This is a genomic window from Salifodinibacter halophilus (assembly GCA_012999515.1).
Lineage (GTDB): Bacteria > Pseudomonadota > Gammaproteobacteria > Nevskiales > Salinisphaeraceae > Salifodinibacter > Salifodinibacter halophilus.
Window position 1 is genome coordinate 1 of sequence record JABEEB010000045.1, and the last position, 391, is coordinate 391.

Annotated in this window: 1 protein-coding gene; it reads right to left on the bottom strand. The window is 75.2% G+C overall.

Annotated elements, in window-relative coordinates:
- Positions 1–391, bottom strand: a 391-nt coding sequence (locus HKX41_10600) for an ATP-binding cassette domain-containing protein (GenBank protein NNC24580.1), incomplete at both ends; no start/stop codon positions are given.

Consider the following 391-nt stretch of genomic DNA (forward strand, 5'->3'; position numbering starts at 1 on the left):
CGTCCAGACCGACCGCAAGCAGCAACTCGGCGGCGCGCGCGCGGCGCGCGGCCGCGTCGCCCTGGCCGTGGATGCGCAAGGGCTCGGCGACGATCTCGGCCACGCGCATGCGCGGATCGAGCGAGGCATAAGGATCCTGGAACACCACGCCGGTGCGTGCACGCAGCCGCCGCAGCGCGGCCGGATCCAGCGCGGCGAGGTCGACGCCGTCGAACACCACCCGCCCTTGCGCGCCGCGCAACAAGCGCAGCATCGCGCGGCCCAGCGTGCTCTTGCCGCTCCCGCTTTCGCCGACCAGGGCCAGGCCTTCGCCGCGGCGCAGTTCGATATCGACGCCGTCCAGGGCCGCGCGCGGCGCGCGCGGATAGCGCATGCGCAGGCCTTCGCCGCG